22 protein-coding genes and 1 tRNA gene are annotated in these 25,466 nt (G+C 38.4%); 18 read left to right on the top strand and 5 right to left on the bottom strand.

The window, feature by feature from the left end; genetic code table 11:
• Positions 1 to 3 precede the first annotated feature (3 nt).
• From era to glyS, 4 genes are all read left to right on the top strand, one after another.
• On the top strand, positions 4 to 903 hold the full coding sequence (era, locus tag RU93_RS03225) for a GTPase Era (protein WP_071874171.1): 900 nt from the start codon (positions 4 to 6) through the stop codon (positions 901 to 903).
• 75 nt (positions 904 to 978) lie between these two features.
• Complete coding sequence (gene recO / locus RU93_RS03220) at positions 979 to 1,779, top strand: DNA repair protein RecO (RefSeq protein WP_071874170.1); 801 nt, start codon at positions 979 to 981, stop codon at positions 1,777 to 1,779.
• A gap of 286 nt (positions 1,780 to 2,065) precedes the next feature.
• Positions 2,066 to 2,980, top strand: a complete 915-nt coding sequence (gene glyQ, locus RU93_RS03215; protein WP_071874169.1) for a glycine--tRNA ligase subunit alpha — start codon at positions 2,066 to 2,068, stop codon at positions 2,978 to 2,980.
• A gap of 1 nt (position 2,981) precedes the next feature.
• Positions 2,982 to 5,054 (top strand): glycine--tRNA ligase subunit beta, encoded by a 2,073-nt coding sequence (glyS, locus tag RU93_RS03210; RefSeq protein ID WP_071874168.1) that lies wholly within the window; start codon positions 2,982 to 2,984, stop codon positions 5,052 to 5,054.
• A 182-nt stretch (positions 5,055 to 5,236) separates the two neighbouring features.
• Here the strand turns inward: glyS and yidC are convergent, their stop codons facing one another.
• Both yidC and RU93_RS03200 read right to left on the bottom strand, forming a co-directional pair.
• Positions 5,237 to 6,178 carry a membrane protein insertase YidC gene (gene yidC / locus RU93_RS03205; RefSeq protein WP_071874167.1) on the bottom strand — a complete coding sequence of 314 codons (942 nt, stop codon included), beginning with the start codon at positions 6,176 to 6,178 and terminating at the stop codon, positions 5,237 to 5,239.
• Positions 6,179 to 6,284: 106 nt separating this feature from the next.
• The gene (locus RU93_RS03200) at positions 6,285 to 6,557 is read right to left on the bottom strand and encodes an acylphosphatase (RefSeq protein ID WP_071874166.1); all 273 of its coding nucleotides are present in this window, start codon (positions 6,555 to 6,557) and stop codon (positions 6,285 to 6,287) included.
• A 95-nt stretch (positions 6,558 to 6,652) separates the two neighbouring features.
• On the opposite strand from RU93_RS03200, the gene RU93_RS03195 reads away from it, so the two are divergent.
• Together RU93_RS03195 and RU93_RS03190 are read left to right on the top strand one after the other, a co-directional pair.
• Positions 6,653 to 7,447: a TrmH family RNA methyltransferase gene (locus RU93_RS03195; RefSeq protein ID WP_071874165.1), complete on the top strand. Its 795-nt coding sequence runs from the start codon at positions 6,653 to 6,655 to the stop codon at positions 7,445 to 7,447.
• A gap of 103 nt (positions 7,448 to 7,550) precedes the next feature.
• A complete protein-coding gene (locus RU93_RS03190; protein ID WP_071874164.1) occupies positions 7,551 to 8,057 on the top strand; it encodes an HD domain-containing protein in 507 nt (168 codons plus the stop codon).
• A gap of 41 nt (positions 8,058 to 8,098) precedes the next feature.
• On the opposite strand, the gene RU93_RS03185 is transcribed toward RU93_RS03190, so the two are convergent.
• From RU93_RS03185 to RU93_RS03175, 3 genes are all read right to left on the bottom strand, one after another.
• Entirely contained in the window at positions 8,099 to 9,295 is a 1,197-nt protein-coding gene (locus RU93_RS03185; protein WP_071874163.1) for a YdcF family protein, read from the bottom strand.
• A 30-nt stretch (positions 9,296 to 9,325) separates the two neighbouring features.
• The gene (locus RU93_RS03180; protein WP_071874162.1) at positions 9,326 to 10,624 is read right to left on the bottom strand and encodes a serine hydrolase; all 1,299 of its coding nucleotides are present in this window, start codon (positions 10,622 to 10,624) and stop codon (positions 9,326 to 9,328) included.
• Positions 10,625 to 10,696: 72 nt separating this feature from the next.
• Complete coding sequence (locus RU93_RS03175; RefSeq protein WP_071874161.1) at positions 10,697 to 11,044, bottom strand: DUF4828 domain-containing protein; 348 nt, start codon at positions 11,042 to 11,044, stop codon at positions 10,697 to 10,699.
• Positions 11,045 to 11,376: 332 nt separating this feature from the next.
• Here RU93_RS03175 and RU93_RS03170 point away from each other — a divergent pair, with 332 nt between their 5' ends.
• The 12 genes from RU93_RS03170 to RU93_RS03115 all read left to right on the top strand — a co-directional run bounded on the left by RU93_RS03170 (position 11,377) and on the right by RU93_RS03115 (position 25,441).
• On the top strand, positions 11,377 to 12,372 hold the full coding sequence (locus tag RU93_RS03170) for a Gfo/Idh/MocA family protein (RefSeq protein WP_071874160.1): 996 nt from the start codon (positions 11,377 to 11,379) through the stop codon (positions 12,370 to 12,372).
• Positions 12,373 to 12,381: 9 nt separating this feature from the next.
• The gene (locus tag RU93_RS03165) at positions 12,382 to 13,716 is read left to right on the top strand and encodes a DEAD/DEAH box helicase (protein ID WP_071874159.1); all 1,335 of its coding nucleotides are present in this window, start codon (positions 12,382 to 12,384) and stop codon (positions 13,714 to 13,716) included.
• 27 nt (positions 13,717 to 13,743) lie between these two features.
• Positions 13,744 to 16,464 carry a sigma-54-dependent transcriptional regulator gene (locus RU93_RS03160; protein ID WP_071874158.1) on the top strand — a complete coding sequence of 907 codons (2,721 nt, stop codon included), beginning with the start codon at positions 13,744 to 13,746 and terminating at the stop codon, positions 16,462 to 16,464.
• A gap of 375 nt (positions 16,465 to 16,839) precedes the next feature.
• The gene (locus tag RU93_RS03155; RefSeq protein ID WP_071874157.1) at positions 16,840 to 17,157 is read left to right on the top strand and encodes a PTS sugar transporter subunit IIB; all 318 of its coding nucleotides are present in this window, start codon (positions 16,840 to 16,842) and stop codon (positions 17,155 to 17,157) included.
• Positions 17,158 to 17,178: 21 nt separating this feature from the next.
• Positions 17,179 to 17,496, top strand: a complete 318-nt coding sequence (locus tag RU93_RS03150) for a PTS lactose/cellobiose transporter subunit IIA (protein WP_071874156.1) — start codon at positions 17,179 to 17,181, stop codon at positions 17,494 to 17,496.
• 63 nt (positions 17,497 to 17,559) lie between these two features.
• Complete coding sequence (locus RU93_RS03145) at positions 17,560 to 18,810, top strand: PTS sugar transporter subunit IIC (protein WP_071874155.1); 1,251 nt, start codon at positions 17,560 to 17,562, stop codon at positions 18,808 to 18,810.
• Between the two features lie 73 nt (positions 18,811 to 18,883).
• Entirely contained in the window at positions 18,884 to 20,062 is a 1,179-nt protein-coding gene (locus RU93_RS03140) for a GNAT family N-acetyltransferase (RefSeq protein WP_245785362.1), read from the top strand.
• 52 nt (positions 20,063 to 20,114) lie between these two features.
• Positions 20,115 to 20,186: transfer RNA gene (locus tag RU93_RS03135), tRNA-Arg, on the top strand.
• A gap of 282 nt (positions 20,187 to 20,468) precedes the next feature.
• On the top strand, positions 20,469 to 21,584 hold the full coding sequence (locus RU93_RS03130) for a baeRF6 domain-containing protein (protein WP_071874154.1): 1,116 nt from the start codon (positions 20,469 to 20,471) through the stop codon (positions 21,582 to 21,584).
• Between the two features lie 201 nt (positions 21,585 to 21,785).
• Positions 21,786 to 21,986 (top strand): cold-shock protein, encoded by a 201-nt coding sequence (locus tag RU93_RS03125; RefSeq protein WP_071874153.1) that lies wholly within the window; start codon positions 21,786 to 21,788, stop codon positions 21,984 to 21,986.
• 130 nt (positions 21,987 to 22,116) lie between these two features.
• On the top strand, positions 22,117 to 24,945 hold the full coding sequence (locus RU93_RS03120; protein WP_071874152.1) for a helicase C-terminal domain-containing protein: 2,829 nt from the start codon (positions 22,117 to 22,119) through the stop codon (positions 24,943 to 24,945).
• Positions 24,938 to 25,441: a cell wall elongation regulator TseB-like domain-containing protein gene (locus RU93_RS03115; protein ID WP_071874151.1), complete on the top strand. Its 504-nt coding sequence runs from the start codon at positions 24,938 to 24,940 to the stop codon at positions 25,439 to 25,441. Before RU93_RS03120 ends, RU93_RS03115 begins: the two co-directional genes overlap by 8 nt.
• Positions 25,442 to 25,466 lie beyond the last annotated feature (25 nt).

Here is a 25,466-nt window from a genome sequence, read left to right as displayed (position 1 = left end):
ATTATGTCAAATTATAAATCAGGATTTGTAGCCATCGTTGGACGCCCCAACGTTGGGAAATCGACTTTATTAAATCGGATTGTCGGTCAAAAAATTGCGATTATGAGTGATAAATCACAGACGACTCGTAATAAAATTCAAGGCGTTTATACAACAGATGAAGCGCAAATCGTGTTCATCGATACACCAGGAATCCATAAACCGAAACATCGTCTTGGCGATTTTATGGTAGCGACTGCTTATAGCGCCATGCGCGAAGTGGATATCGTGATGTTTATGGTCAGTGCAGATATGAAGCGCGGCCGAGGCGATGATTTAATCATTGAGCGTTTGAAACAAAGTTCCGTTCCTGTTTATCTCGTTATTAATAAAATTGATACGATTCATCCAGATGAACTTTTAGAAATTATTGATGACTATTCGAAACAAATGGATTTTGCAGAAATCGTTCCAATCTCTGCTACTGAAGGCAATAACTTTGAACGCTTGATGGAAACATTAGTTGCTCAAATGCCCGAAGGTCCGCAATATTTCCCGGAAGATCAAGTAACCGACCATCCGGAACGTTTTATTGTCTCAGAATTAATTCGAGAAAAAGTATTGTTCTTTACGAGAGATGAAGTTCCTCACTCTGTTGCGGTCACGATTGAATCAATGAAACGCAACGAAAATAATAAAATCGAAATTCAAGCAACGATTATTGTGGAACGAGATAGCCAAAAAGGGATCATTATCGGAAAAGGTGGAAAAATGCTGAAACTAATCGGCACCAAAGCCCGTCTTGATATTGAAAACTTACTAGGCAGTAAAGTCTATCTCGAGCTATGGGTTAAAGTGCAAAAAGATTGGCGCGACAAGAAGACGCATTTAACTGATTTTGGTTACCGCGAAGAGGACTATTAAAAAAAACGAGACAAGCATGATTGTCTCGTTTTTCGTTTAGGACCTCAATGATTGTAGAAAGGAGCGACGTCACGATTGAAAAATGTCGTAGAATCGAAAGGAATCATCTTATTTACGAAAGATTATAAAGAAAAAGACAAATTAGTTAAAATTTTTACAGAGTCTTCTGGCAAGCTAATGTTTTTTGTTAAAGGGGCTCATCGAAAAAATAATCCCTTAACCCCTGCCATCATGCCATACACTAAAGCGACTTACATGGGACGATTCAATGAAGAGGGACTTTCGTTTTTAAATGGGGCCAAGTATGTATCGCCGTATTTAATGATTCAAAAAGATATATTTATCGCGGCTTATGCGACTTATCTTTTAAATTTATGCGATGCAGCCATTGAAGACCGCGTCTATGATCCAAATTTATATACTTTTTTAGAACAAGCACTGGATCATTTGGAAGATGGCAAGGATCCAGAAATTATTACGAATATTTTTGAAATTCAAATTTTGCAACGTTTTGGTACCGCATTTAACTGGCATTCTTGTCAAATATGTAGCGAGACGAGGGGGAAATTTGATTTTTCACCTAAATATCACGGAATCCTTTGCGAACGGCATTTTTCAGAAGATCGACGTCGCTACGGCGCAGATCCTCTAGCCATACATCTCATCCGTCAATTTTCCCAAATTTCGTATCAAGATATTCAATCGATTAAATTAAAGAAAGAAACGAAGCAATTGATTCGTCAAATCATCGATCAGCTTTATGAAGAATATGTGGGGATTCATTTGAAAAGCAAAAAATTTATTGAGCAAATGAATGAATGGGGTCAAATTATGCAAAGAGATGTGCAAACACAGGAAAAGCAGGAAAATGATTGACAAAGTATGGGCAAAAGAATTATGATAGTTAGTAACTGAATCGTGCGTTGATCATTAAAAAAATAAAGAATTATCCTTATAGCGAGTTTGGGTGAGTGAGAGCCAAATAGTCGATAACTTTATTTGAGGCGAGTGAGAGCACAGTGAATAAAAGCTGCCGATTTTTATCGGAAGTAGGGTGGAACCGCGAACTTATTCGTCCCTATACTTGTCTATCTGGGCAAGTATAGGGACTTTTTTATTGACTGGATGATCAATCAGCATGAAAAAATTGGGAGGAAATAAGATGACAGAAAAATTAACGGTTCAAGAAATGATTATGACCTTACAAAACTTTTGGTCGAGTAATGGTTGTATGTTAATGCAAGCCTATGATACCGAAAAAGGAGCGGGTACAATGAGCCCTTATACGTTTTTAAGAGCGATTGGCCCAGAACCTTGGAACGCAGCTTACGTAGAGCCGTCACGCCGTCCTGCTGATGGTCGTTACGGGGAAAATCCTAACCGTTTGTACCAACATCACCAATTTCAAGTTGTGATGAAGCCATCACCGGAAAATATTCAAGAACTTTATTTAGAAAGTTTACAATTACTTGGAATTGATCCTCTTGAACATGACATTCGCTTTGTCGAAGATAACTGGGAGAATCCGTCGATGGGGTGTGCGGGTCTTGGTTGGGAAGTCTGGTTAAATGGTATGGAAATTACGCAATTTACGTATTTCCAACAAGTTGGTAGCTTAGCATGTAAGCCTGTTACGGCTGAAATTACTTATGGGCTAGAGCGGTTAGCTTCTTATATCCAAGAAGTCGAAAGTGTTTATGACCTCGAGTGGACAAAAGGCGTAAAATATGGCGAAATTTTCAAACAAGCGGAGTACGAACATTCCAAATATTCTTTTGAAGTGAGTGATCAAGCGATGCTTTTAGATAATTTCAATAAATTTGAAGAAGAAGCAAAACGTTGTATTGCAGAGAACTTAGTGCATCCAGCCTATGATTACATCTTAAAATGTAGCCATAATTTTAATTTACTTGATGCAAGAGGAGCTGTTTCGGTGACTGAACGTGCCGGATATTTAGCGCGTATTCGGAATCTATCACGAGAAATTGCTAAAATTTTCGTAGAAGAAAGAGCGAAATTAGGTTACCCCCTACTAAGCCCTGAAGAAGCACAAAAATGGTTAGAGGAGGAGAAATAAGATGAAAAAAGACTTATTATTTGAAATAGGATTAGAAGAAATGCCTGCGCATGTAGTTGGACCGAGCATGGAGCAATTAAGACAAAAAGTCGAACGTTTTTTAATTGATCATTCACTAACATTTGAGGCGATTACGGCTTATTCTACTCCTCGACGCCTCGCGGTATTCGTTCGAGATTTAGCAGATAAACAAGCAGATACCGAAGAAGAAATCAAAGGACCAGCGAAAAAAATTGCGCTTGATGCCCAAGGAGAATGGTCAAAAGCAGCACAAGGATTCGTGCGTGGTCAAGGGTTAACGACGGATGATATTTACTTCAAAGAGCTTAAAGGCGTCGAATATGTCCATGTCACAAAATATTCAAAAGGAAAACCAGCTTTTGAAGTTCTAACAGGATTAAAAGAAGTCATGATGAGTCTTACTTTCCCAGTAACCATGCACTGGGGAAAGTATGATTTTGAGTATATCCGTCCCGTACACTGGATCGTAGCTTTACTTGATGATGAAGTCATTCCTTTTGAGTTTTTAGACGTTCCAACCGGTCGTACGTCTCGTGGTCATCGCTTCTTAGGACATGAAGTTACCATTGCCAAAGCGGCTGACTATTTAGAGAAATTAAGTGACGTTTTTGTGATTGCGGATGCTAAGCGCCGTCAACAAATGATTGTCGAGCAAATCCAAGAAATTGCGGATGCGAATCAGTGGTCCATTGATTTTGATTCTAACTTGCTTGATGAAGTCACCAATTTAGTTGAGTATCCAACAGCGTTTGTCGGAAACTATGATGAAAAATATTTAAGTGTACCAGAAGAAGTGCTCGTTACTTCAATGAAGGAACATCAACGTTATTTTGACGTGCGTGATCAAGAAAAGAATTTATTGCCGCACTTTATCTCGGTTCGTAATGGAAATCACCATGCGATTGAAAATGTGATTAAAGGCAATGAAAAAGTCTTAGTTGCACGGTTAGAAGATGCTGCCTTTTTCTATCAAGAAGATCAAAAACTATCGATTGCACAGTGTTTAGAAAAATTAAAACAAGTGACGTTCCATAAAAAAATTGGTTCGATGGAAGAAAAAATGAATCGGGTACAAATGATTGCCCAAATTTTAGGCAAACAATTCGGATTAACATCGGAAGAATTAGCTGACTTACAAAGGGCTAGTGAAATCTATAAGTTTGATTTAGTAACGAACATGGTTGGCGAATTCCCTGAATTACAAGGAATTATGGGAGAGAAATATGCCTTATTACAAGGAGAAAAGCCAGCAGTTGCTCGTGCAATAAGAGAACATTACTTACCAATTTCAAGTGAAGGAGACTTACCGACATCTAATATCGGTGCGGTGTTAGCGATCGCGGATAAATTCGATAGTTTGTTGACGTTCTTTTCCGTCGGTATGATTCCAAGTGGTTCAAACGATCCTTACGCGTTACGTCGTCAAAGTTATGGTATTGTTCGCATCTTAGAACAAAAGAAATGGCATTTCCCGTTGGCCGCATTACAAGCGGAAATGGTTACCGTCATTAATGAAGATCCAATTCGTTATGGCTTAGCTTTAGAGTCTAAACAGCAAGAAATGACAGCCTTTATTCATGCGCGTCTCAAACAATTCTTAATGACTAAAGAGATTCGCCATGATGTGATCGAAGCCGTGATTGCGTCACAACAACCTGATTTATCACAACTATTTGATGCTGCTGAAATTTTGAAAGCTCATCTAGACGATCCAGAATTCAAAGTATCGGTGGAAGCCTTGACGCGGGTTATTCATTTAGCGGAAAAAGCAACCAATGACACGCTAGAAGTTGATCCTAGCTTGTTTGAAAATGATGCTGAAAGAGCGTTGTTTGATGCTGTAAGTGAAGTCCAATCACAATTTTCGACGCGTACGATGGCACAAAATTATGAGGCCTTAATCCAGCTACGTCCATTGATTGAAGCGTATTTTGCCGAAACGATGGTCATGGTTGACGATGATCGTATTCGTAATAACCGTTTAAATCAATTGCAACAAATTTCTCGCATGGCTCTTGTGATTGCAAGTTTAGATCATTTAATGACGAAATAAGCAAGCCGCTCTTGAACGAGTCGTATATTTTTACAAATAATTGCTGAATTCTTAAGCTACTCGCGCTCATTTTGGGCGATGAATGCCTTCAATTGATTGGCACAAAAGTTGTTCATTCAACTAAAAAAAGAAGCCAGTTCCTTTTATGGGAGCTGGCTTCTTTTATCATTTAATCGCTTGTTTTATAAGGGCGATTTCCGTTGTTGTTTTCCTGCATTACGACCGCCACTATTAGTGTTTGTCGCGTTCAATTTTTTAGCTGGAGCTTTTGTTTCTTTGACAGGTGTCGCTTCTTTTCTTGGTGTTACAACGACTTTTGGTGGATTTTTCTTCATCTCTTCTTCAATCGAACGTCTAATACGAGGTTTCATTAATACATTTGTAATGAATGTTTGAACACATCCAATAATCCCTCCGACTACCCAGTATAATGTTACACCGGCAGGAGAGGAGAAAGACATCATGACGATCATTAATGGCGAAACAATTAACATACTACGCATTGTTTTCTTTTGTTCTTCAGGAACGCCAATTAATGAAAGGTATCCTTGAAGCGCGTAAGCTAAACCAGCAATCGCAACGAGAATGATGCTGCTTTCGCCTAAAGAAATTCCGTAAAAACTCGTTTGATCAATCCCAGGTGTATAACGAGCGGTATAAAAAAGAGCGGTAAAGACAGGCATTTGTAAGAGTAATGGTAAACATCCAATCCCACCAAACATACTTAGCCCATTTTCTTTATACACATTTTGCATTTCTAATTGAGCTTGCATTTGTTCTTCACGAGTGACTGCTTTTTTTGCATTTGCTTGAGCAATATCGATTTGAGGTTTAATGTACTGCATTTTTTCAGCTTGAACCATTGATTTATACGATTGGTTAATCCCTAAAGGTAAAATGATTAACCGTACAATAATCGTAATCACAATAATCGCCCAGCCATAACCCATATTCCAATCCGTCGCAATAAAGGTTAATCCGCGACCTAAAGGCTCAACCATAAAACGGTAAATGAGTCCTGTTGGATCAGGGGTCCCATCATCTAGCATACTCACACAACCAGAGAGTGTCATTAAAACGGCAAATAGCCCGGAACCGACGAGCCAATTTTTTCTATTTTTCATTGAATTCTTCCTTTTCTATCTAAAATGAACACAAGATTAACTATACTAAAAAAGTAAAGAATTATCAATGTTACGAGTAAAAAAGCCATGGATTCTTCACAATTGATTAATTAGTATAGAACTTTTGTCGCAACTCGATGGTAGTATCTTCCGTGAGTGTAAATGAAGCGACTCTGCCGTACGGGGCAGGTGAGGCTTTCACTTTTTCAATAAATGTCTCCAAAGCCTCGTCAGGCCCCATTGCTTCAATCACGACGGACCCATCGTCTTCATTCGTAGCACACCCCCAAATTCCTAGTTGATCGGCGACCATCTTTGTCATAAAACGAAACCCCACACCTTGGACACGACCAGTGACACGCATTCGTACTTTTCGCATAAGAATACCCCCTTTTTAGTAAATGATACCGTTTTTTTTCCTTTTCAACAAGTTATCTTGTTTTCTTCATGCTATAATTCAAGTGGGTGAGATAAATGAAAGAAATTCAATCAAGTAAAAATCAATTGATTAAAGAAATGAAGAAATTCCATCAAAAAAAACAACGCGACAAAGAACAAAAATATCTTTTAGAAGGTTACCACTTAGTCGAAGAAGCCGTGTTACATGGCGCGATGATTGAGCAGCTTTTTGTCGATCCAAAGGGCTTGGCTGACTACGGGGAGTGGCTAGAAAAACAAGCGCTAGAGCTGACACTTGTGACAGAAGAAGTATTGAAAAGTTTGTCTGAATTGCCGACGCCCCAAGGAATTGTCGCATTAGTTCATAAAGAAGAACGGATTATCAGCGATTATCGTGGGAAATGGCTTTTGCTTGACCACGTTCAAGATCCGGGAAATGTCGGGACGTTAATCCGAACGGCAGATGCCGCAGGGTTTTCAGGAGTCATTTTAGGAGAAGGTTCGGCAGATATTTATAGTACGAAAGTGTTGCGTAGTATGCAAGGAAGTCATTTCCATCTACCAGTTGTTTCGGCGAATCTATTTGAGGTCATCGATCAATTAAAAAAAGAAAAGGTTCCGGTTTATGGAACAGAATTAAATCCAGAAGCGATTACGTATACGAGCATCCCAGAATCTGCTTCGGTGGCTTTTATTTTAGGGAATGAAGGACAAGGTGTACAAAAAGAGCTCCTCACACAAACGGATCAAAATGTTTATATTCCGTTATACGGAGCAGCTGAATCGCTGAATGTTGGGGTAGCAGGAGGCATTTTAATGTATCATTTTGCTTCTTTATCAAACGTAAACGAACACTTAAGGAAGTGTTAATTTTTAACTAAGAAAACGAGCTTCTTTAGACATCTGTGAAAAAGGTGCTATACTTTAAATTATGAAAAAACATAGATGAAATTAAAGGTGGCAAAAAATCATTATGACCCAAGAATGGCAGCAGGATGCAGAATACTTATCATATGTAGAGGACTTACTTGAAACAGAAGAAGTTAAAAGCCTCGCGACGTATGTCCAACACTATCACTCCACTCGTTTAGAACATTCCATTAGCGTCTCTTACTATAGTTATAAATTAGCAAAAAAATGGAAAGGTGATGTCCGTTCGACGGCTCGTGCAGGTTTACTTCATGATTTATTTTTTTACGATTGGCGTACAACTAAATTTGATGAAGGCTCCCATGCTTATATGCATCCAAGAATTGCGATGAAAAATGCAGAGAAAATCACGGAATTATCTGATTTAGAACGTGATATTATTGTGAAGCATATGTGGGGAGCAACACTAGCCTTACCACGCTATAAAGAAAGCTATATTGTGACAATGGTTGATAAATACTGTGCGATTAAAGAAGCAACAGGTCCAGTTGCTCTAAAATTTAGAAGTCGCTGGCAACAACTAGTCTTAAAAAATCAAACAATGATTTAAAAAGTTCAAGTGACCCCGTTCGGGAATCACTTGAACTTTTTTTATCCGGTGATAATGGTAATGAGCGCCAGTAAAGAGAAAATAATGCCCGCTCCCGCTAAAAAAAGAAAGTGGGTGCGACGATGCATGGCAATCATGGCAATGAATTCTCGTAAAAAGGCCGTAGGTAGATAATAGAGGGCGGTTTTTGAACCGAGCCCGTCCGCATGCAAATGATTCAGTCGCGCATAAACACCACCACGGAAGATATGGTAATTATTAGAGGTAAAGATGACCTTTGCCTGTTGTGGATGTCGTTGATCGATCAAGCGTTTAGAAAACTTCATATTTTCAAAAGTCGTCGTCGATTGGTCTTCAAGCAATAAATCAGTTAAAGGGTATCCTTTTTCTAAGGCGTAGCTTTGCATCGCGACCGCTTCAGGTATTTGTTCATCAGGCCCTTGCCCACCTGAGAAAATAATTTTCGGTGGTTGTTTTGTGTACGTTTTTTGTTGTGTATAGAAGGCTAATGCACGGTCAATACGCTGTGCCAACAGGGGAGTAACGGTCACACCATCTAATAATCCAGCACCTAGTACAATAATGTAGTCTTGATTATAATCAGGCCGATTCAATTGATAAATAAGCGAAATCGTTAAAAAGTTGACAAACATCAACGAGAAGTAAAAGAAACTAAAAGGAATAATGGATAAAAATGTCGCGAGCCACTCTGGGATGATAGTCACGATGAAGCGATCATAAAGTGTCATTAGAATCAAGACAATGGCTAAGATAAGTGTCAATAAATTCGTGATGGAGCGACCTTCGCGCCGAATCATGAAGCGTGCATTCCAAACTAAAAGTAAGATTAAACTCCAAGTACCAAATAAAAGGAAAAATAGGCCAATAATAGCTAGGCAAACGAGTAAACAAAAGAGAAGGAAATCTCTCGTTAATAAATAGTGATAAAAAAGGTAAAAACTAAATGAGAGCAAAAAGAGATTGAATAAAAACCCGTTGAATAATAATGTTTTGTTTCTACGATAGTTTAAAAAGAAAAACAGTAAAATTACAGAGGGTAAGAGAAAATAGAACGTTCCTTGTTTGATTTCCAGAATCATCACATAACAAGCGAAAGAAACGATCGTCCAACAGCTTATTTTGAACCTAAGATTTGGTAGCGTTGCTTCTTTTGCTTGGTAATAAAGCCAAACGACTCCTACACTATATACGAGTAAGAGTGAAAAAAGTGCAGTCATTTTTACCCCTCCAATAGAATATGCATCGATTTAGTTAAATAATTGACGCCATAATCGAACAAAGAAATTGACACGTTCGACATCATTATTTGCGTAGAATGTTGTCGTATTTGCGATTAAGGCAGCTTCGCGATCAGATTCTTCTAAATAGACGAGGCTGTCTGCTGGTAGTTGGACTTGTACCTCACCGAGTGCTTGGTTTTTTGCAATCGGCGCTTTAAGTTTAGTGGAAGAATCGTCAAACAACAGGGTATAACGAAAGTCAAATGGTTCTGAAGTAATCGGTAACAGCGCCGTCAGTTCTTCATTCACAATCACTGAAACGGCTTCTTCCTTGCCTTCTAATACTTCGACTGGTGAGACGCTTGGGATTTCATCTCCGGCGTTTAGGATCGTTTGATAAGCCCATTGATTATAAGCATAGTCCATGAGTCGACTTGTTTCGCTGAAACGCGCCTCAGAAGTCTCTGCGTTTAACAGTACCGTGATGACTCGGCGGCCATCTTTTTCAATCGTACCAACAAAAGAAGGACCTGCTAAATCGGTTGTTCCTGTTTTTAAGCCATCAACGCCAGCTTTTTCGTAAGGCATTCCGGCTAATAGCCAATTAGTACTATACATCGTTGCCGGACCACCTGATTTCGATTCAAAGACAGCAGAAGCTTTATTCGTATAGTCTAATGTTTCGGGAAAATCTTGGAGGAGATGACGCGTAATGATAGCAATATCTTTTGCTGTAAATTCATTCTCATCTGTCGGGTTGGACGATGGATACAAAGGCGTTGTCATATCTTCATTGTTTAGTCCTGTGCTATTGACAAGAACGAAATCGGTTATTCCCCAAGTGGTTAACTGTTCTTTCATCAAGTCAACAAAAGCAAATTCGGAACCTGCAACAAGCTCGGCTAGTGCAACCGTCGCTGCATTCGCAGAAAGAATGACGGCCGTTTCAAATAATTCTTCAACTGTATAGGTTTCTCCTGCTTCAAGAATGACATTTGAGAGTGCTAGATTTTGACTTAACGTCGCAATATCAGATGAAATCGTCACGTTATCGTCCCACCTGAGTTCTCCGTTGGCGATGGCTTGTTGGACGAGATAGAGACTAAGAAGCTTTGTAATCGATGCGACTGGCATTCGTTCCTCACTTTGTTGTTCATAAAGAATGGTCCCCGTTTGCATATCTACTGCTAAAGCAGCCTTAGCCTCAATGGAGAAGTCATCTGGTGTCGTGACTGTTTCAGCGAAAAGATCTAACGGAAAGGCCAAGAGACTGCTGATTGTCAAAAAAAGAACAAGAAAAGAATGAGTGATAGGTTTTAAATTCATGAGTAAGTTCCTTTAACATTCGAAAAATAGTCGTAGTAAATATAAATCGAAGGATAATTATTTTTTGTCTGGTTAAATATGCTTAAAAATTTCATACACGGCATCTTCGGCTTCATCGAAATAATAGAACTGCTGATCTTTTTGTTCAAATACAATTTCATAGCCCAATTGATCTAAAAAAACAATCCGATGCGGAAGGATTGTTAATGCCGCGACAGGTTGTTTTTTCCCTGGAATGAGGAGTTCAAAATTGGGTGTAATCGTCAGAGTTACTTTGGTTTGATTTTTTTTTGAGTAATACCATTCACCAACGAAAACATCATTAGGTGAAAGGTTTGGCTGTTTGTGTTTTTTAATAATGAGTGAACCAACGAGTCCGGTTGCAAGTGAGGCAGTAATCAAAAATAGTTTTTTATTCATGTTATCACATCCCTAGTTATCTTATAGTTGAAAGTATAGCATAAATAATTGAAAAGACTTGATACTTTCCTTGATTTTTTCTGCTGAGAAGGGGAATTTATGATACAATTCAGGCAGGTAGATGAATCAATGCGCTTCAAAGCATTATTTTTGCGAAGCCATCATCTTTTTGATGCGAGTTATTTTAAGAATGAGCCAATCGGTGATGGAAAAAAGCCAAGATCCATCGTTGACTATTCAAAACACATGCAAGTTCTTGCTAGGGCACATTGAGAGAATCATAATCGATTTAGAGCCAATCACACACCATAATGAGAAAGAAGGAATGTCAGATGATGCATTTAGGGATTATTGGGACGAACTGGATTACCCACCAATTCGTCGAAGCCGCACTTGCGACCAAAGAATACCAGTTAACCGCTGTTTACTCACGAAAATTAGCGACAGCCGAAGAATTTGGTTCACGGTATGGAGAAGTTATTTGCGAAACAGATTTAGATGAATTTGTTCATTTACCTGAAGTGGATGTCATTTATATCGCTTCGCCAAATAGTTTACACTTTTCTCAAGCAAAGGCCGCGATCTTAGCGAATAAACATGTTATCGTTGAAAAACCGGCATTTTCAACTCCAGAAGAAATGGTTGAAATTATGACATTAGCCAATGAAAAGAACGTATTGTTTTTTGAAGCGGCTCGTAATATTCATGAAGACAATTTTAAAAAGGTGAAGAAACTTCTTCCGCCGCTAGAAGAAGTCATTGGAGCTAATTTTAGTTATATGAAATATTCTTCTCGGTATGACGCTGTTTTGGCAGGAGAAGAGCCGAATATTTTTTCACCAACCTTTTCCGGTGGCTCGTTAGCTGACTTAGGAGTCTATCCGGTCTATGCATCCGTCGCATGGTTTGGAATGCCTAAAGAGGTCCATCACTTTGCGCGTAAAATTGCAACAGGGGTCGATGGCATTGGTACGGTGATTTTACGTTATGAAAATTTTGATGTTACGATCCAACATGGGAAAATTGGTGATTCCTTTTTACCGTCAGAGATTTATACAACGGCTAAGACATTTGTCTTAAGTAGTGTCAATGCGATTAATCATGTTACGATTCATCAAAGAGCCGATCACACCGTTGAAGAAATACCACTTCATGTCGAAGAAAATCCAATGATAGAAGAAGCACGCGTCTTTGCAGCGATTATGCAAGATCCTACCGTACACCATGAAACGTACCAAGAGTTATTAACGTTAGCGCAAGGCGTCAATTTACTACTTTATAAAATGAGAAAACAAGTAGATGTTTCTTACGCTGCAGATAAAGAATAGAGGGAAATTATGATACAAGAAAACTTGCCAGCAGTCTGGCAAAAAAGATGGGCAGAAAACCATTTTTTAGCCCCATCTTTGATACAAACAGCCGTTTTTGAACCACTACAGTCTGGAAAAGACGTCGTAGGGATTTCGCCAACGGGATCAGGTAAAACATTAGCCTATTTGCTGCCAACATTATTAAAAGTGATACCTGGTCAAGGAAATCAATTATTGATTTTGGTTTCTTCCCAAGAACTTGGAATACAAGTGGCAGAAGTCGCTCGCGTATGGGGGAAAGATTTAGGCTTAAAAGTGCAATCACTAATTGGTGGCGCGAATGTCAATCGCCAAATTGAAAAACTAAAAGAAAAACCAGAAGTCTTGGTAGGGACACCGGGGCGAGTCAACGAGCTAATGAAACAAAAGAAAGTAAAAACGCAACAAATGAAAGCAGTCATTCTAGATGAAGCCGACCAGTTATTACAACAAGGAACCATTGAATTCGTGGATCAAATTTTGCGAACACTTCCTCAAGAAACGCACTATGCTTTCTTTTCAGCAACAGCAGATGTGGCGTTACCTGCGATTCGCCAAATTGTTCAAACGGATTTAGAAGTGATTGACGTTACGGATTTGAATCCAGAGAATGAGCGCGTGAATCATTATTATTTGAATTATTCCAAACGACAAGTCGTTGAAGCATTACGACGCTTTGCTCATCTCAAAGATTTCCAAGGCTTTGTATTCTTTAATCAATTATCAGAATTAGGGAGTGCGGAAGAAAAACTTCTATACAATCAAATTCTGGTAGCTTCCTTAGCGTCAGATCAATCAAAAGATGCCCGTAAGAAAGCATTGAACCGCTTTAGAGACGGATCTGTCCGCCAACTATTAACAACGGATTTAGCCTCTCGTGGCCTAGATGTTGCGAATGTTCCTTTTGTCATTAATGCCGAAGTTCCTCTAACAAAAGAGAGTTACTTACATCGTGCGGGTCGGATTGGACGGATGGGTGCTGCAGGAACGATTGTGACGATTGTTCAAGACAACACACTTCGTGATTTAAAACGAATTGCCCGTGATTTAGAGATTACTGTAACCGAAACCTTTATTTATGGCGGCGAACTGGTTGCCGAGCTACCTGAAAAATATCGCGTAGAAGTGACGAAACGAAAAAACAGCGATAAAACGTCGGTCAATAAAGGCAAAATGACGCCAAAAGAAAAATCATTCGCTGCGCCATCGAAAGAACGTTCCGTGACGACAAGACCGGAAGAAAAGAAACGCAAAAAGAAAAAATCAAAAACTGCGAAACAAAAAAATAAAGGTGCTCGAAAAAAAACACCACCTGCTATGTAACCACCAGGGATCATTTAAGGAGATAACATGAATTCTAGAAAAAATGAAATTCTGCGAATCATCGAAAAGCACCCTGAAGGCTTGACTGCTCATGCAATCGCAGATTTATTGAAGATGGATCGAAGCAACGTCAGTCGTTATTTAAATGAACTATATAAAGAACAACAAATTGCTAAAGGTGAGGGAAGACCTGTCATTTATGCCGCTTTAGCAACAGAAAATGAAAAAAATCATGTGGATACGTCATCTGCCATCACCTTTGATAATCTTGTCGGAGCGAATGATTCCTTAAAAGTGAGCATCCAACAAGCGAAGGCAGCGATTTTATATCCACCTAAAGGCCTTCATACCATTATTTTTGGTGAGACAGGAACAGGAAAATCGATGTTTGCTGAATGCATGTATCATTTTGCTGTTTCTTCGAAAACGTTAAAAGAAAATGCGCCATTTATCTCATTTAACTGTGCCGACTACGCGCAAAATCCACAGTTGCTTTTTGGCCATATCTTTGGAGTTCGTCAAGGAGCTTATACCGGCGCACTGGAAGATACGCCGGGTTTAATAGCCAAAGCGGACGGTGGAATCTTGTTTTTAGATGAAATTCATCGCTTACCTCCTGAAGGACAAGAAATGCTCTTTACATTTATCGATAAAGGGACATTTCGCCCTTTAGGAGAAAGCGATAAAGTGTCAGAAGCCAGTGTTCAGATTATTGGGGCAACAACAGAATCTTCGGATACCTTTTTAACAACATTTAATCGTAGAATACCAATGTCGATTACCTTACCGAATTTGATTTCTCGCACGATGGATGAACGGTACCAAATTATTTCATTGTTTATTAAACAAGAAGCGAATCGCTTAAACCAGCGTATTCAAGTAGAAAAATCAGCCATTATTGCTTTTATGTTATATGATGCGGAAGCCAACATTGGACAAATCAAGCGCGATTTAAAATTGGTATGTGCCAAAGCATTCCTTCATTATCGCACGTATGAACAAACGCATTTAATCGTACGAAAAGAAGATTGCTCACTAGCGGTACAAAAAGGACTATTGAAGGTGAAAGAAGTAGCCGATCGCCTCGATTATTTTTTAGAAGGAAAAGGCGATTATTTAACATTTGATCCTGGAGCGAGCGAAGTCGTCTGGTCACAAGATCCTGAAAGAGATATGCAAGTCTATAATGATATCGAGGAAAAAGTGGCAAGTTTAAGTGAAACAGGGGTCGCACTGGTTGATTTAGAAAATCTAATCTCGCATGATGTGGATGCTTATTTTGAGACTTATGTGGAAGAGTTAGTTCAATTACCGGTTCATAAAGAATTAGTTCCTTTAGAACTTTGGGAATTAACCAATCGTCTATATGATTTAGCTGAAAAACAATTGGATCGTAAGTACAACGAAAAAATTCGATTTGCTTTTGCATTGCATTTACAAAGTACATTAGATCGTGTCTCAAAAGACCACATGATTGTTCATCCAAACTTAAATAATGTCCGAAAAAATCTAAAAGCTGAATTTCAAGTAGCGATGGACTTGTCTTCCATTATTGAAGAAGAGCAAGGCGTAGAAATTCCTTTTGATGAGATTGGCTTTATTAGTATGTTTTTATCCTTAGAAGCAGGCGAGGAACAGTCGCTAAATATTGAAAAAGTTGGCGTCATCGTGTTAATGCACGGTGAAGCGACTGCAAGTAGTATGTTACAAACCGCGCAGGAGTTATTAGGAACTTCCATCGGTCACGCGATGAATATGGCACTTGATATTGAGGTAAAAGCCATGTATGGACAGTTATTAAAACACATTCGGGCAAATGAGAAGCGTTACGAAAATGGCATTTTATTATTAACCGACATGGGATCATTAAACTCATTTGCGCATTTACTATTTGAAGAAACAGGCATTCGTACCAAAGCGATTTCGATGACAAGTACGATGGTTGTCCTTGAAACGCTTAGAATGGCAGATGTTGGTCGTAGTTTGGAAGACATTTATAAAAACGTTCAACGTTCTTTTGAAATGGCCGTACATGAGCAATTCAAGCAAGTAGCTAAAAAAGAAGATCTTAAAAAAGCTATCATCGTAACCTGTTTTACGGGTGAAGGCGTCGCGGCTCATTTGTACCAACGAATCTTACCAATCGTGGATCAATCGAAAGTGGAAGTGATTCAAATGCAATTTATTGAGCGGGAAACCTTTAAAAAACATATTGATGAACTACTCGATCAATATGAAATTAAGGCAATTGCAGGGACTGTTGAGGTAGAGTATCAAAATATTCCGTTCTTTTCGGCATATGATATTTTTGATGATGAAAAATTAAATATTTTAAAACGAATGGTTAGTGAGAGTTTACCAGTGGAGACGATTGTTAAATCACTGCAAGGAGCCATCACGCATGTCCCTTCATTGCAACAACTAATTGAAGAGTTACAACGATTGGTTCATCAAGTTCAAAATCAACTCCATTTAATTGTCGATCCTGCTGTTGAATCGGGGCTAGTGATTCATCTTGTTTTCTTAGTTGAAAGTATTTTAAGAGGGGAAGAACGGCCAATTTTCAAGCATCTAAATGATTTTCAAAAGAATTACCGTTTAGAAAGTGATCTCATGCGTACTGGCTTGATGAGTATTGAAAAGAAATATCAAATTCGAATTTCTGAAGACGAGGTTGCTCATCTAACTCAAATGTTTTTAGAAAATAAGTTAGAAATGCAGCAAGGTGAGTTACACACTCGCTATTAGTGTGTGATTCATTAAATAAATGATTAAGACAAGTTTATCCTTCTTTGATAGGATTAGACTTGTCTTTTTTTTAGAGTTATTTCTCTTATTTTTTATAAATCGGCATAAGGATATAAAATTTCAACTGTTTTTAAATGCTTGTCATATAAAGACGATTCTACCTCCATTCTAGCTTAGTGTTGAAGTTCTTTGCCGAATTAACAAAAAGGAAGCAAAAATTAAAACCGAAAAAAACTGAACAGATAGCGTGTACTCTTAGTGTGTAAGTGTTTTCTTTTTGCAAACATTGATTTATCGGGCTTTAGAACACTTAAAAAGTTGGCATACTTATTGCTTATAATATAAGTGTAAGAATAAAAATATGAGGTGAATGTTATGGCAAAAAAAACAATCATGTTAGTTTGTTCAGCAGGGATGAGTACGAGTCTGCTTGTGACAAAAATGGAAAAAGCGGCTAAAGAAAGAGGAATGGAGGCAGATATTTTTGCAGTTTCTGCGTCAGAAGCTGATCAACAATTAGAAACGAAAGCAGTCGATGTTTTACTGTTAGGCCCACAAGTTCGTTTTATGAAAGCACAGTTTGAGCAAAAATTAGCAGCAAAAGCGATTCCATTAGATGTCATCGATATGCGCCACTATGGCATGATGGATGGAGACAAAGTATTAGATCAAGCATTAGGTTTGATTAAGTAAAACGACTAGGGGGATATTATTGTGGAAGAAAAGAATTTAGAATCAATTATGGGCTTAATTATGTTTGGAGGAAACGCTAAAAGTGATGCGATGGAAGCAATCGCAGCGGCGAAGGCAGGAGATATCGCATTAGCGGATCAAAAAATAGCGGATGCCCGTGCATCACTAGTGGAAGCGCATCGTGCCCAAACTGGTTTATTAACTCAAGAAGCACAAGGTGATCACATGACTGTGACGTTACTGACTGTTCATGCTCAAGATCATTTAATGACTTCGATTGCGTTTACTGATTTAGCAAGTGAATTCGTTGATGTTTATCGTCGCTTAGAAGAAAAATAGTTTTTTTGGAAGTTCTGTTTTGGTAGGATTTATCATGTAATACAAAAATAGGAGGAAGTAATAATGGATAGATTTGTAGAGTTTATGGAAGAAAAGTTTGTTCCAATAGCTTCTAAAATTGGAGCACAGCGCCATTTAATTGCCATTCGTGATGCCTTTATGGTGACGATGCCCCTGATGATTTTAGGGGCGTTAGCGGTAATGTTCAATAACTTGCCAATTGATGCTTTCCAGAATGCCATGAATACCGTTTTCGGTGGGGAAGCTTGGAAAGGGTTTGGCGGTTCTGTCTGGAGTGGGACATTTGCGATCTTATCAGTTTTAATTGCCTTTCTGGTTGCTTATAATCTAGCACATGGTTATGGAAAAGATGGTTTAGCAGCAGGAGCAGTTTCGTTGGGAGCCTTCTTTGCACTAGGTGGCGCTCTAGGAATGTCAAGTAACGGCCTTTTTATCGCGATTATTGTTGCATTAATCTCAACTGAAATATTTGTTCGCTTAATTGGTAATGATAAATTAGTCATCAAAATGCCCGATGGTGTACCACCAGCAGTTGCTCGTTCATTTGCAGCGTTACTACCAGCTATGATTGTCATCAGTTTGTTTGGTCTAGTTGCCGCAATTTTTGCCGCATTTGGTATTACTGATATTATTGGTTCATTTTACGCGGCTGTTCAAGAACCGTTTATGGGATTAGCAAATAGTTATCCATCGGCTCTACTAATCGCCTTTATTACACCATTCTTATGGTTCTTTGGATTACACGGTGCCAACATGATTGATCCGTTTTTACAAACGATTAATGCACCTGCAATCGAAGCAAACTTAGCAGCCGTTACAGCAGGAAAAGCGGCTCCTTACATTGTCAACAAACCATTTATTGATAGTTTTGTAAACTTAGGAGGAACAGGAGCGACCTTTGGACTAATTATCGCGATTTTCCTTGTGGGACGGAAACATAAAGCTTATAATGTTGTCAACAACTTAAGTATGGCACCAGGATTGTTCAATATTAATGAGCCAATGTTATTCGGTTTACCGATTGTATTAAACCCAATCATGTTTATCCCGTTTATTTTAGCACCAATGACGTTAGTCACGACGGCTTACTGGGCAACTAGATTAGGACTTGTCCCAGTTGCAACGGTAATGCCACCATGGGTAACACCACCGATTTTAGGCGGATTTTTAGCAACCCAAAGTTTCTCCGGAGCGATTTTGGCAGCTGTTAACTTGGTCATCTCTGTTGCAATCTACGCACCGTTTGTCCGCATTGGGGTTTTACAAGAACTTAAACGTGAACAAAGCCTTTAATAAATTCGAACAAAACTTTGGTGATACTTACTAAAGTTTTGTTTTTTTTAATCAAAAACGAGGAGGAAATTTGGTGCAAAAAATAAAAAAAATGCAACAACAGGAGTATTCTAAGATGTTTGACCTAGCACAATATGCATTTCAATTTGAAAATAGTGCAGAGTATCAAAAACGATTTCACTACTTGGCAGAACATTCGATTAATTATGGCTCCTTTGAAGGAGATGACTTAGCGAGTCAAGTGATGCTAACACCATTTGACGTAAACTTTTTCCAAAAAACACATAAAATGGGCGGCGTAGGCTTTGTTTCGTCCGATCCTTCTTTTCGTGGAGGAGGCCGTATTGATGCCATTATGAAAGAACTCTTAAAAGATTGTTATGAGCAAGGGATTTTATTTTCCTATTTAGCACCTTTTTCGTACCCATTCTATCGTCGTTATGGTTATGAGCTTTTATTTGAACGTTCTAGTTACCGTATTTCGCATCAAGACTGGCCTCGGGTGGCCTCACCAAAAGGAAAAGTCTTAAGGAAAGACTGGCAAGAAGCGAAAGCGTCGATTGCGAAAATTTATGCAGCGACGATGACCCAGGAAGAAGGTTGCTTACTGCGTGAAACCTGGTGGTATGAGTATAAGTATCAAATGAAACCCGGGAATTATTTTGCACTTTATTACGATGAAGAAGCGCAAGTCCAAGGTTATTTGGTCTATCAGATGAAAGCAGGAGTCTTCACCATTGTCGAGTGGGTATATCTAACGGAGGCTGCTTATCGAGGTTTGCATAAGTACATTGCATCGCACGCCGATTCTGTCCAAGAATTTTTTTATGAGCGCTCTGCTAATGGTCAAACGCCTTTTTTCTTAAACGAGCGTCCCATTAGTCAGCTATCTAGTCGACCAGATATGATGGTAAAAATAGTAGACATTGAAGCATTCTTGAAAGTCTATCCATTTGAGTATTTACAAACTTCTTTTGCTATAGAAATCGAAGAAGATTCTTATAGCCCTTGGAATACTGGGATTTTTGAAATTCACGTTCAATCAAATCGTGAGGTTGTTATCCAAAAAGTAGTCGAAACTAGCTTACCGTTGATGAAAACCTCCATTCAACGATTTACGCAATTATTTTTAGGGTACAAGTCGTTGGAGGAATTAGTCTTTTATCGCTTCTTAGTTCTTGAACCGGGGTTAGAAAACGCGATTTCGGCTATATTTCCTAAAAAACGTCCAATTTTAGAAGATTATTTTTAAATAATATTGCACTCTTTATTTATCCGCGTTAAGATGAATAAAGAGTTTTTTTGTCCCCTTAGTAAAATGGATATTACAAGACCCTCCTAAGGTTTAGTTGTAGGTTCGATTCCTACAGGGGACATTTTAATGGAGGAATCGATTCTTTTATGTAGGACCATTCGATAGAACTTGTGCGACATTTGTGTTAATGGCTTTATCGAGTCGTAAAAAACTCGCACTGGATCACACACTGATGACTCCATCTAATCCCGATGGATGATTGCAAGATGAATCCTTTGGAGAAACCTCCAAAACTTCAGAAATTATTTTTTCTCACTAATTTGTAATCGTTTTCCTTTCTAGAATGTCTGTCTTTTGGTACACTAAAGGTGTAAGAAGAAAAAATTGTAGGAGGAATTTGTTTATGGCGAAAAACAGCAAAGATTTATTACTACAACTCACATCGAACCAAGTAGAAGGACCTTTTGTTACCATTATGTTAAATACGCAGGTGGCATTCCAACAAGTGGAAAAAAGTCACTTGAAATTCAAGAATTTTGTCAAAGAAGCAAAACAACGCTACGAGAAACGGTATCCAAATCTCGATTGGTCTGTGATTCAAGAAAAAGCAGATAGTATTTTAAACGATCGCGACTTTTGGCGCAATGGCTCGAAAAGTCTAGCGATTATTTTAACACCTCATGAAACATTTGTGCATCCATTAAGCATTGAAGTGGATGATCAATATTACGTTGGAGACACACCTTATCTACTAGCGATTATCAAAAATGCACAATTTAATTATTCCTATTATGTTTTAGCCTTGAATCGTGATTCAATGGCTTTGTATAAAATGGAGAATAAAAAGTTAGTAGAAGTGCCATTACCTGCTGATGCGCCAACGACCCTGGAAATTGCTTTAGGGACAGAACGCGATGATAGCCGTGGTGTCTTGCATTACCGCTCTTCAAGTAACCTTGGTAACCACGCGGGACACGGGACCAATACAAAAGAAGAAGAACTTGAAATTGATTGGAGCAATTACTATCTTGCAGTCGGTAAATATTTGAAGGACTTCTTTGAAACAGAAGAAAAACTGCCGGTTTTCCTTTATGGCCTGCCGGAAAATCAAACATTATTTAGAAAAGTCGTTCGCTCGATTCACGTAGATCAGACTATTTCCGTTCCGTCTTCGCCAACACAACTATCCCTTCAAGAATTGGAAAAAAATCTAGAATCGATTCAAAAAGAGCTACAAGAAAAAGAAGTGTTAGCTTACCAAAGGTTAATGGATGGAAAATATGTGCATCATTTATCCGATATTAAACAAAGTGCAAAAACAGGGCGTATCGGTCAGCTGTTTATTGCAACATCCAATTTAACGGATGGCTTTGGAGATGATCCAGACACAGAGTATGATTGGCGCCAAGAGTTAAACTCCTTATCGATCGATACCTTAATAAATGGCGGCGATGTCTATGTACTAGAACAGAAAAATGCTCCTGGACAAAAAGGATTAATTGCAAGCCTCCGCTATTAAGAAAACGCATTAAAAAGAATCGAATTTTAAAAAAAGTTAAGAAAAGTCTGTTTTTTTTGGATTTGTGTGTTATACTAAGTATGTAGTTTTTGGTAATGGTAAATGTTGGTAGCTTGTTTCAACTTAAGAACATCTCCCAAATTTTCACCTTAACAACGAATTGCAAAATATGTGTGTGAGACACAAGGAGGATTTTTAATTATGGAAACAGGTACAGTAAAATGGTTTAACTCAGATAAAGGTTTTGGATTTATCACTGCAGAAGACGGTAAAGATGTATTCGTACATTTCTCAGCTATCCAAGGCGAAGGTTTCAAAACTTTAGAAGAAGGTCAAGCAGTGACTTTCGATGTTGAAGATGGACAACGTGGCCCTCAAGCAACTAACGTTAACAAAGCTTAATTTAAACTAAAATTAGTAAAAGACGAAGCCTCGGCTTCGTCTTTTTTGTTTTTTATCCATAAAGAAGGTCTCGTATCAGATGAAAATATAGTATAATATCAAAAGAACAAGAGAAGGAGGGGATATTTCGATGACGACAACTTATGCGATTGTTGACATTGAAACAACCGGTACCGATCCAAAAGTCGATCGGATGATTCAATTTGGTTGTGTTTTGGTTGAAAATCAAAAGATTGTCGGACGTTTTTCAACGGATATTAATCCAAGTCAAATGATTTCTCGTCAAATTCAAAGTTTGACTCAAATCTCCAATCGCCAAGTACAAAAAGCTCCTTATTTTGAAGACATTGCCCAAACCATTTATAACCTGTTGCAGGATACGGTTTTTGTGGCTCATAATATTCATTTTGATTATCATTTTTTAAACCATGAGTTGGTTCGTTGTGGGATGCCTCGCTTAACAATTGCCGGGATTGATACGGTGGAGTTGGCCCAAATCTTTTTGCCGACCGAATCAAGTTATCGCTTAAATGACTTAGCTGAAAGTTTGGGTATCATACATGAAAATCCTCATCAAGCAGCCAGTGATGCGGAAGTAACGGCTGATTTATTTTTAAGAATTGAAGAACTAGCGAAGGCCTTACCCCTTGTGACGATTGAAAAAATCGCAACATTGAGTTCGGTCACGAGTCATCAAACGAGTGATTATATTAAACAATTAGCCCTTGAAATGAAGCAAAATCCAACAGAATTAGCAACCGACTTAATGGTAGTGAACCAAATTGCCTTAAAAAAGAAAGAAGTTACTCTTTTTGAACAACCGCTTTATGAAATCACGTATCCAAAAACCAAAAAACAAAAGCAAAGACTATTTCAGGAACGGTTAAGTTATCGGCCACAACAAGGTAAGCTGATGAATTTAATTCATAAACACGTAACGAACGAAGATGAAAAAGACTTATTAATTGAAGCCTCGACTGGTATGGGGAAAACGATGGGCTATTTGTTACCCCTTAGTTATTTGGCAACGCCTGAAAAACCAGTCGTCATTAGCACAGCTTCCATTTTGCTTCAACAACAATTGATTGAGGAAGATATTCCTAAATTAAATCAACTGCTCGATTATAAAATTCAAGCAACCGTCATCAAAGGAAAAGGAAACTACATCGATTTACAACGTTTTAAAGCAACTTTAGATGCGCCAATTGTCCAAAAACAATATGGTCTCTATCAAATGCGCCTGTTAGTCTGGCTCACGCAGACAGAAACCGGTGATTTTGGTGAGTTAAACTTAACGAGTCTCAATCATTTACTCTTTGAAGAAATTAAACATCGTGGTGTCGACTATCTATCTAAAAAACAAGCTTTCTACCAAGAAGATTTTTTAGTTCATCTTAATCAAAAAATGACTCAAAGTAATTTTTTAATTGTCAATCATGCTTTTTTAGCACAAGAAACAAGAAGAGAAACACCTTATCTTCCGAATAGTCAGATCTTAATGATTGATGAAGCGCATCATTTACCAGAAGTGATGGAACAAGTGACGAATCAGTTTTTTGATACAGAGGTCTTTCAACGACAATTACGGCATCTTGGAGAAGATGGACAGTTATTTGATACGTTGCGAGCGATGCTGAGTCAAGAAGCCGAAATCCTTCAGCTATTTGAGTTGTATCAAACGATTTTGTCCGAAATTAGTGAGATTCAAGAAGAAATTTTTGCCGAATGGTTATTACCTTTTCAAGTGAAAGAGGAACTGTTTGTGACACGAGATGATTTGAACTTATCAAATCAAGGAAAGAAAAATCTAAAAAAATTATACCTTTATTATGAAGAGAGTCTCTTGTTACAACAGCAAATTGCAGCAGCTTGCTTCCGACACAACGAACAGTGGCTCGCCCGCGAAAAAATCGTCTATGGTAAAGCACTGATTTTCTTTGAGGAGCTCAGCGCGCAAGCCTCTTTTGTGAAACAGTGGTTTACATCCTGGGAACCAAGATATGTGCATAAATTGTATATTTACGGCAGTCAAAATACGGTGCGTATGCAATTAATTGATTTAGAAGCAGCAATTTTACCGAATACGGCCTGGTATCCTCGCTATGAAAAAATTCTATACGTTGGTGGGACACTAAAAGTGGCAACATTCACGAATTATTTTGCCCAAAGATTAGGAATCCCTGATGCAAAATTAAAAGTGATTCCACCGCCCTATCATTATGATGAACAAGTCCGGTTATTTGTTTTAAACGAACAAGTAGCGATTAAAGAGCTGTCAATTTATGAGTATGTCGATTTTATCGTTCGCACACTCTCACCGATTTTAGAACAGCAAAAAGAATCAACGCTCGTTTTATTTACATCGCATGATATTTTACAAAAAGTGTATTATCGAATGCAAATGTCCTTTTTAGAAAATGGTCGTGAAATTATTGCCCAAGGAATTGGCGGGAGTCGTGAAAAACTCTTAAAACGTTTCCGGCATCGTAAAGGAGCGGTATTATTTGGTGCAGATAGTTTTTGGCAAGGCGTTGATTTACCGGGCGATACGTTACAGTTACTGATTGTGACACGCTTGCCGTTTGATCACCCGCAACGACCGATGATTGAAGCAAAATCGCGCTATCTTGATGAACAAGGAGACAACTATTTTAAAAAAGAAGCCTTACCAAAAGCGTCATTAAAATTGCGTCAAGGTTTGGGGCGTTTGATTCGCTCGGAAGAAGATCGCGGCGTGATGGTTGTCCTCGATTCTCGGTTAATCCATTCTTCGTATGGTCAAAAACTGCAACAATCATTACCAAAAGATTTAGCGATTCATGAAAGAAGTGTGGCCGAGATGTTACCTGAGATCGCTCAATTCTTCAAAAGAGATTATCCAAAAGAAGAAATAGAAGCCGATTCTCCTCAACATTCTGTTATAATAGAGCCAAGTAAAGGAGTGAAATCGGGTGAATAAAGCCGAAAAAAAAGAGCGTAAAAAAATCCTGATTTTATTCAGTTTGATTGTCGCCTTACTGTTAATCATTTTATTTTCAGCAATTTTTTATATTCGTGCCTCTCGTCCGATGCGTCAAGCGAAAGAAGAGGCTATCCAACTAGCAAAAGAGCATGTCGATATCCAGCGAGTCGATCAATTTTATTGGTTTACACGGGAGGAAACCTATTTTAGTTTAGTGGGCGAAACAGAAGCCGGGAAAAATGTTGTCGTGATTATTCCGAAAACGGGCGAAAAATTATTGATTTTTGATGAAAAAGATGGATTGACACAAGAACAAGCAAGAGCCGTTGTGCAAGAGTTGGCTCCGCAAGAAAGAATCAAAAAAACAACACTAGGTATGTTTAATGATCAAGTTGTTTGGGAAGTAATGACTAAAGGAAATGACGAGCTGCATTATTATTTGATTGATTTTAAAGACGGATCGCTCGTTCACCGTCTTCCCTCGCAAGAGTAAGGAAATGTTTGAAAACGAAAGGATT

Origin of the sequence: Enterococcus aquimarinus (genome assembly GCF_001885765.1) — a bacterium.
Taxonomy (GTDB): Bacteria; Bacillota; Bacilli; order Lactobacillales; family Enterococcaceae; genus Enterococcus_I; species Enterococcus_I aquimarinus.
This window is presented reverse-complemented; position numbering and strand designations above follow the sequence as displayed.

Bases quoted from the DNA above. Each gene is read 5' to 3' on its own strand.
- era (WP_071874171.1), top strand. From the start codon at position 4: ATGTCAAATTATAAATCAGGATTTGTAGCCATCGTTGGACGCCCCAAC.
- glyQ (WP_071874169.1), top strand. From the start codon at position 2,066: ATGACAGAAAAATTAACGGTTCAAGAAATGATTATGACCTTACAAAAC.
- glyS (WP_071874168.1), top strand. From the start codon at position 2,982: ATGAAAAAAGACTTATTATTTGAAATAGGATTAGAAGAAATGCCTGCG.
- yidC (WP_071874167.1), bottom strand. From the start codon at position 6,178: ATGAAAAATAGAAAAAATTGGCTCGTCGGTTCCGGGCTATTTGCCGTT.
- RU93_RS03200 (WP_071874166.1), bottom strand. From the start codon at position 6,557: ATGCGAAAAGTACGAATGCGTGTCACTGGTCGTGTCCAAGGTGTGGGG.
- RU93_RS03195 (WP_071874165.1), top strand. From the start codon at position 6,653: ATGAAAGAAATTCAATCAAGTAAAAATCAATTGATTAAAGAAATGAAG.
- RU93_RS03190 (WP_071874164.1), top strand. From the start codon at position 7,551: ATGACCCAAGAATGGCAGCAGGATGCAGAATACTTATCATATGTAGAG.
- RU93_RS03185 (WP_071874163.1), bottom strand. From the start codon at position 9,295: ATGACTGCACTTTTTTCACTCTTACTCGTATATAGTGTAGGAGTCGTT.
- RU93_RS03180 (WP_071874162.1), bottom strand. From the start codon at position 10,624: ATGAATTTAAAACCTATCACTCATTCTTTTCTTGTTCTTTTTTTGACA.
- RU93_RS03175 (WP_071874161.1), bottom strand. From the start codon at position 11,044: ATGAATAAAAAACTATTTTTGATTACTGCCTCACTTGCAACCGGACTC.
- RU93_RS03170 (WP_071874160.1), top strand. From the start codon at position 11,377: ATGATGCATTTAGGGATTATTGGGACGAACTGGATTACCCACCAATTC.
- RU93_RS03165 (WP_071874159.1), top strand. From the start codon at position 12,382: ATGATACAAGAAAACTTGCCAGCAGTCTGGCAAAAAAGATGGGCAGAA.
- RU93_RS03160 (WP_071874158.1), top strand. From the start codon at position 13,744: ATGAATTCTAGAAAAAATGAAATTCTGCGAATCATCGAAAAGCACCCT.
- RU93_RS03155 (WP_071874157.1), top strand. From the start codon at position 16,840: ATGGCAAAAAAAACAATCATGTTAGTTTGTTCAGCAGGGATGAGTACG.
- RU93_RS03145 (WP_071874155.1), top strand. From the start codon at position 17,560: ATGGATAGATTTGTAGAGTTTATGGAAGAAAAGTTTGTTCCAATAGCT.
- RU93_RS03130 (WP_071874154.1), top strand. From the start codon at position 20,469: ATGGCGAAAAACAGCAAAGATTTATTACTACAACTCACATCGAACCAA.
- RU93_RS03125 (WP_071874153.1), top strand. From the start codon at position 21,786: ATGGAAACAGGTACAGTAAAATGGTTTAACTCAGATAAAGGTTTTGGA.
- RU93_RS03120 (WP_071874152.1), top strand. From the start codon at position 22,117: ATGACGACAACTTATGCGATTGTTGACATTGAAACAACCGGTACCGAT.